Raw genomic sequence first — 6,672 nt, 5'->3', positions numbered from 1 at the left:
CTCAGGCCGCTCGCAGCCCTTCAGAAGTTCGTCCAGCAGTTCTTTGGAAATCGTCATCGTCCTTGCTCCTCTCAGGAAGCATGGACCAAACCGAAGTTACACAGAAGATCGGACACTCTCAGGCAAATTCCTCTGATGGAAATTTTTATGACCGCTTTACCGGCTGCCAATCATGGCAGGCCATCAGGCCCGTACAAAAAGTCCTGACTGCAAGCAGGACTAGCGCCAGCAGTGGCCTTCTGGGCTGCAACTGCGCGAACTCGGCGAATGGTTTCGGCCTTGTGTTTAGTGTTGCCCAACACCGCCAAATCCACAATCTGCACCGAAGCGGAAGGGAACGCGGCCATGATCTGCGCCACTGCATCCGTAAGGACTTGCTCCAAGTTGGGGCCATTGCGTGTGAAACTGAGTGCGATCACATCCGGCCGGCCGGTCCCAACAATAGTGTCATCCAGCCCCGCTTCAACCAACGCGTCCAGCACCGCAGCCTCGTCAGCCTTTCCATCGGGAAAATTGATCACAATATCGAATTCAAACATGAACGTCACGCAACGTCCAATGTCGGCACCTGACTTACATCAATTTCCCGCTCGGCATGCCATGCGTCATGCGCACCCTGCATCCGGATCCAGAACAACGATCCATTTCCGAACATCTTCCCCAAGCGCGCGGCGACGGGTGCGCTGACGGGCTTCTTTTCATTCAAGATGTCATAGAAATGCTGCCGAGAAATGCCCAGCATCTTCGCAAGCTGCGTTTTGCTGTAGTCCATACATGGCAAAATATCATCCCGCAGCAACTCACCCGGATGCGTTGGGCAGCGTTTTTGATCTCTAAAAATCATTTTCCGTCCTCCTCAGTGATATTGCTCAAAGTCGACCCGATAGGCGTCACCGGCATCAAACTCGAATGTGATCGACCAAGGCCCATTTACATGGATTGTGTAGCGCTTGGGGTTGAACCCTAGCAGCCCGTGAAAGTTAAACCCCGGCAAGTTTACGTCCTCTGCAACAGATGCAGCATCCAGGGCGTCCAGCCGTCGAAGAGCACGCTTCTGAAAGCGGGCGTCGATCTTGGACCGCTTGCCCTCCCACAGGTTCTGCAGCTCTTTGTTTTGAAACGACTTGATCATGGTGGTATGTAAGCAGATTGCTGACACATTGCAAGAGCCATCGGGGTTGATAGCTGAACCTTGCACCGCACTGATCGGGCAGGCCACTCATGCCAGCAAGCAATGTCAGCAACCGAAATTGCAGTCATACCCAATCCTCGTCGAGCTATTCGCCGTAACTGAACGGTTGACACATGGCTTTGTCCAACTTGCCGTTACGCTGGCGCATCTTCTCTCCCTTCGGAATGACCAGGAAACCATGGAGATTGAAGTTCCTGACCGCAAAATTGCCGCAGTAAGTCTTCAGCTACGCCATCAACCAGCTCGCCCCTTGGTCAAACACAGTTCGATACCAGCCCCAAATTGACATCGCGCTATTGCCAGCGAAAGAAGCCAAAAAATCAGAAATATTCAATAATTTTCAATGTGTTACACTGAATGTAGCGCGATTCTTGTGTTACCCTCTGCGGAGAATATCGGCCGATAGAGAGAGGACACGGCGTCCCACAGCACGCGCGAGGTAAATGCGGTGCCTGCTAAGGCCTTTGAATATAGGGGAAAAATTAGCGCCAGCTTACCTAGGAGAACGGTTTTTCTTTGGTAAGTGGCGGAGAGACAGGGATTCGAACCCTGGAGACGGTTACCCGCCTACACACTTTCCAGGCGTGCGCCTTCGACCACTCGGCCACCTCTCCGTGCCGCCCCGTTTAGCCCGCATCGCGGGCAAAGCGCAAGGCCCCGATTGTGGGTTTTTACGTCGCCAGGTGCAGATAGATGTGACGGTTCGTGCCCCCCCTTCCCTTCGACCTTTTCCAGCACACCGAGGACTTCGCGAAGACACGGGCGCGCGAAGCAGGCTGTCAGCCGTCGCCGTTCTCCGGTCAGTCGGTGTCGGGGTCCAGCATCGGGTCGGTGCGCATTGCCGGCGGCGTCTCGCTCGGGGCGACCGGTTCCGTGGCGGCGGGCGCGGCGGACGCCGGGACAGCAGCCGGGGCGAACGGCCCACGCAACGCTTCGGGGTTGCGCAGCCAGATGTCGCGCTGCGCGAACGGGATCTCGATCCCTTCTTCAGCGAAACGGCGCGCGATCTCGTGGTTCAGCTCGGACCGCACCGACAGCCCGAAATTGACGTCACTCAGCACCGCGCGCACCTCAAAATCCAGCGAATCCGCACCGAAGCCCATAAAGGTCACCAACGGCGGCGGGTTGATGATGACGATGGGGTGGGCCTGGGCGATTTCCTCCAGGATGGACTGGGCTTTGCGGGTATCGCTGCCATAGGCCACGCCAACCTTCAGGGTGATCCGCCCGTTCAGGTTCGACCGGGTCCAGTTCGTCACCACACCCGAAATCAGATCCGAATTCGGCACGATCACATCGGTGCGGTCGAATGTCTCGATCCGGGTCGAGCGGACCGAGATCGCGCGCACCGTGCCCATCATCCCGCCGACCTCGATCCAGTCGCCCTCGCTGACCGGGCGCTCGATCAGCAGGATGATGCCCGAGACGAAGTTGGACACGATGTTCTGCAGGCCGAACCCGATGCCGACCGACAGCGCCCCGGCCACGATCGCCAGCGAGCTGAGGTCGATGCCCGCAGCGGTGATGGCGATCAGCCCGGCCAGGAAAATCCCCAGATAACCGATCCCCGACACGATGGCGTTCTGCCCGCCGGTGTCGATCTTGGTTTTCGGCAGGACCGAGGCCCGCAGCCCACCCTGCAACAGCCGCGTCGCCATATAACCCACGGCAAAGACCACGGCGAAGGTCAGGAAATCGGCGGGCGAAATTCGGGTGCCGCCGACTTGAAACCCTTCGCTGAAGCGGGTCCACAGCTCGGTCAGATCCGACACCCGCGCGCCCCAGATCAGCGCCAGAACCGGCATCGCCAGCCCGCTCAGGCCAAAGCCCAGCAGAACCGGGATCAGCGCGTCGCCCGCGCCTTCGGGGTCGCGGGTCACCAGTGCATACAGATCGACGATGAAACGCTGCATCACCATCAGCAGCGCCAGCACCCCAAGCGTGGCGATCACCGGATAGGTGAAATAGCTGGCCGCCTTGCCATAGCCGACCGCCGCCAGCGCCGGCCCCACCACCGCCAGCGCCATCGCGACACGCGCGACCAGCAGAACGATGCTGTTGCGGTACGGGTGATCATCGCCCCCGTCGTCGCCGCTGACGCTGCGCACATGGATCATCAGCAACCGGGCCATGCGATAGATCAGCAGCCCACCCGCCACCAGGACCGGAAAGCCCAGGGTCACGCTGGCCTCGGGCGGATAGTTGTCGAACTCGGCGACCTTGCTCAGAAGCCTGCCCAGCACCAGCACCACGCCCAGCCCGGTGGCGATCCAGCGCCCCTCGGCGGCGCGGTCGGGGGTCAGGTTGAACAACGGCGCGCGGGCGCTGGCCTTGGGAAAGACCCGCCCACCCAGCCACAGCGCAACAAACAGCGTCATCGCCAGCGGCGGGATCAAATCGGCCACGCGGCTGCCCCGCAGCCCGATCAGCCCGGTCGCGTATCCGGCCTGCAACAGCGCCATGACCCCGGCCAAAGGCAGCGCGATCTGGCCCAGCGACAGCAGTGCGGCATAGACCGCGCCACCACCGATGGATTGCTTGCGCACCAGACGCTGCGACAGTTTGTCGATCCAGCGCCGGCCACGCAGCAACAGCACCGCCGCCACCGCCAGATAGAACAGGACCGCCGGCAGCGCCTGGCGCAGGCCGGTGCGGTGAATCGGGTTCTGCCACGCCTGGCCGGTTTCCTGCGCCAACGCGCGCAGCGTACCCGCCGCCGCCGCCGCCCCGACCCGCCAATGCGCCGGATTCAGGGGCGACGGGCCAAGCTGCAACAGCTCGTCGGCCTGGCGGTCCCGGATGATCGTGTCGATCTCGCGGATCAGGCCGTCAGCCCGGCGATAGGCCTCTTCGGCGGCCACGCCTGGCGCCTGGGCGCGGGCCAGCTGTTCGCTCAGGGCGGCGCGCCGCTCGGCAAGTTCGGCCGGCTCGGTCACGCCGGTTTCGGGAACCGGACCCAGCGCCGCGATCTGCTCGCGCAGGGTCTGGATCCGGGTCTGGTTGGCCCCCTGCCCGGTCAGGAACTTGGCCCGCCATTCCACCAGTTCGGCGCGCACCTGTTCCAGCGCCAGGTTCGAGGCGCGCCCGGCCTCGATCGCCGCTTCGGCGCGGGCCGCCGTAGCCTCCCACGCGGCATAGTCGATCTGCGTGGCCGGATCCGGCACCACGGTTTGGGCCTGCGCAGTCTGGGCCGATGCCGCCAGCGGCGACAACAGCGCCGCACCGCCCGACAGGCACAGCAGCAGCGCCAGCAGGCGGACCATGCGGCTCACGGCTCATAAACCTCGGGCAGCGCGCGCGCGGGCGCGTCCAGCCAGCCCGGCACCGGCAGCCCCTTTTCCTTCAGGAAGGCGGGGTTGAACAGCTTGGACTGATAGCGCGTGCCGTAATCGCACAGCACGGTGACGATCCGGTGCCCCGGCCCCATGTCGCGCGCCATGCGCATGGCACCGGCCACGTTGATCCCGGACGAGCCGCCCAGGCACAGCCCTTCGTGCTCCATCAGGTCGAACACCACCGGCAGCGCCTCGGCATCGGGCACCAGATAGGAATAATCGGGCCGGAACCCTTCCAGATTGGCGGTGATCCGCACCTGCCCGATCCCTTCGGTGATCGAGCCGCCCTCGGTGTGCAATTCACCCGTGGTGTAATAGCTGTGCAGCGCCGCGCCCTCGGGGTCGGCCAGGCCGATCTTCACGCCCTTGGGTTGCAGCGTCATCGCCACCCCCGCCAGCGTCCCGCCCGACCCGACCGCGCAGATAAAGCCATCCACCGCGCCGCCGGTCTGTTCCCAGATCTCGGGGCCGGTCGTTTCCACATGGGCCTGCCGGTTGGCGACGTTGTCGAACTGATTGGCCCAGACCGCCCCGTTGGGTTCCGACTGCGCCAGACGCTGCGCCAGCCGTTCTGAATAGCGCACGAAATTGTTGGGGTTGCGATAGGGGGCGGCGGGCACTTCGACCAGTTCGGCCCCGGCCAGCCGCAGCATGTCCTTCTTTTCCTGGCTCTGGGTCTCGGGGATCACGATCACGGTGCGAAACCCCATCGACGCGCCGACCAGCGCCAGACCGATCCCGGTATTGCCCGCCGTGCCCTCGACGATGGTGCCGCCGGGGCGCAGCACACCGCGCGCGACGGCATCGCGGATGATATAAAGGGCCGCGCGGTCCTTGACTGACTGGCCGGGGTTCATGAATTCGGCCTTGCCCAGAATATCGCACCCCGTGGCCTCGCTCGGCCCTTTCAGGTGAATGAGCGGGGTGTTCCCGATCAGCCCGGCCAGATCTGCGCGCATATCCATGTCAGCCCCTCCGCTTGTTGTTCTTTCTGAGTATCCCCCGCGCCGCGCGAACTCAAGCGTCCGCCCGAAGCCGTTCACGGTGGCGTGCAAGCCACAGCACCGACACCAGCAGCGGCGCGTTTTCCAGTTCGCCGCTGTCCAGCAGCGCCATCAGCCGGTCGTAACTGACGACATGGGCGCGGATATCCTCGCCCTCGGCCAGCAATCCGCCCAGCCCGGCGGCGGTGTCGGGCAGATCGGTCAGCGCGACGAAGGAGTAGAGATACTCGCTTTTGGCCCCGGGCGAGGAATAGTAGCCCGCCACCGGCAGCATCTTGCCGATCTCCAGCCCGGCCTCTTCCAGCGCTTCGCGGCGCCCGGTTTCCTCGGCCGGCTCGCCCGGCTCGACCCGGCCGGCGATCGCCTCCAGCGACCAGCATTGCGCATCGCCCCGTGCAAAGGGCCCCATGCGGAACTGTTCGATCAGCAGAACCCGGTCGCGTTTCGCGTCATAGGGCAGCACCGTCACCGCATCGGTCGAGATGAACACCGCCCGGTCCAGCGGCGCGCTGTGCCCGCCCTGGAATGTCTCATGCGTCAGGTCGTATTCCTCGACCGAAAAGAAATGGGCATAGGGCTGACGCCGGTCCAGCACCCGCACATCGCCCGGCTCGGCCCGGCGGCGCAACGTGGTGGGCGGGCTGTGGCGGGCGTTCAGCCGGGCCGCGGCCCGCGCGCGGATCGACGGAAAACGGCGCACCAGTTCAGCCGGGCTTTGGTGGCCATAGCCCTGCATCGCCTCGGCCGCGGCCAGAATCGTCACCGCGCCCCAGCGCGCCTGCCAGTCGGCCAGCACCCAGGGCGCGCCGGGTTCGGGGGGCGTGTCGGGAAAATAGACCAGCGCCATCTGCCGCCCGGCATCGGTATCGACCGGCACCGGGTGCAACGTATAGGCATGGCCACCCTCATAGAAATCAAGCCGCGCCACCGCGTCATCGCTAAGCCCTGACACCAGCAGGCCGGGGGCGGCGGCACCCGGTTCGGCCCGGATCATCGGATAGCCCGCCCCGGCCACCCAATAGGCCGCGTGGCCAGGCAGGCGCGCGGGCGTGACCTGTGTTGCGGCGCGTTCGGGGCCAAGCACGATGTCCAGCAGCGGCAGGTGGCACAACGTGCCGTAAAAGAACATGGTTTTCATTGC

The 6,672-nt window shown here is 64.0% G+C and carries 6 protein-coding genes and 1 tRNA gene; all 7 read right to left on the bottom strand.

Features of this window, described 5'->3' with window-relative positions:
- Window positions 1-170: 170 nt before the first annotated feature.
- The 7 genes from ACSR1C_RS16170 to ACSR1C_RS16140 all read right to left on the bottom strand — a co-directional run bounded on the left by ACSR1C_RS16170 (window position 171) and on the right by ACSR1C_RS16140 (window position 6,669).
- On the bottom strand, window positions 171-539 hold the full coding sequence (locus tag ACSR1C_RS16170) for a hypothetical protein (RefSeq protein WP_460260411.1): 369 nt from the start codon (window positions 537-539) through the stop codon (window positions 171-173).
- A gap of 5 nt (window positions 540-544) precedes the next feature.
- The gene (locus ACSR1C_RS16165) at window positions 545-844 is read right to left on the bottom strand and encodes a HigA family addiction module antitoxin (RefSeq protein ID WP_460260410.1); all 300 of its coding nucleotides are present in this window, start codon (window positions 842-844) and stop codon (window positions 545-547) included.
- Window positions 845-856: 12 nt separating this feature from the next.
- Window positions 857-1,132 carry a type II toxin-antitoxin system RelE/ParE family toxin gene (locus ACSR1C_RS16160; protein WP_460260409.1) on the bottom strand — a complete coding sequence of 92 codons (276 nt, stop codon included), beginning with the start codon at window positions 1,130-1,132 and terminating at the stop codon, window positions 857-859.
- A gap of 584 nt (window positions 1,133-1,716) precedes the next feature.
- Window positions 1,717-1,806: transfer RNA gene (locus ACSR1C_RS16155), tRNA-Ser, on the bottom strand.
- Between the two features lie 186 nt (window positions 1,807-1,992).
- A complete protein-coding gene (locus ACSR1C_RS16150) occupies window positions 1,993-4,455 on the bottom strand; it encodes a DUF3772 domain-containing protein (protein WP_460260415.1) in 2,463 nt (820 codons plus the stop codon).
- A gap of 5 nt (window positions 4,456-4,460) precedes the next feature.
- A complete protein-coding gene (locus tag ACSR1C_RS16145; protein WP_460260408.1) occupies window positions 4,461-5,492 on the bottom strand; it encodes a cysteine synthase A in 1,032 nt (343 codons plus the stop codon).
- Window positions 5,493-5,544: 52 nt separating this feature from the next.
- Window positions 5,545-6,669: a gamma-glutamylcyclotransferase gene (locus ACSR1C_RS16140; RefSeq protein WP_460260407.1), complete on the bottom strand. Its 1,125-nt coding sequence runs from the start codon at window positions 6,667-6,669 to the stop codon at window positions 5,545-5,547.
- Between the last annotated feature and the right edge of the window lie 3 nt (window positions 6,670-6,672).

The organism is Actibacterium sp. D185-2 (assembly GCF_054954595.1).
The sequence above is the reverse complement of the archived record's forward strand: the minus strand, read 5'-3'. Positions and strand labels throughout refer to the sequence as shown.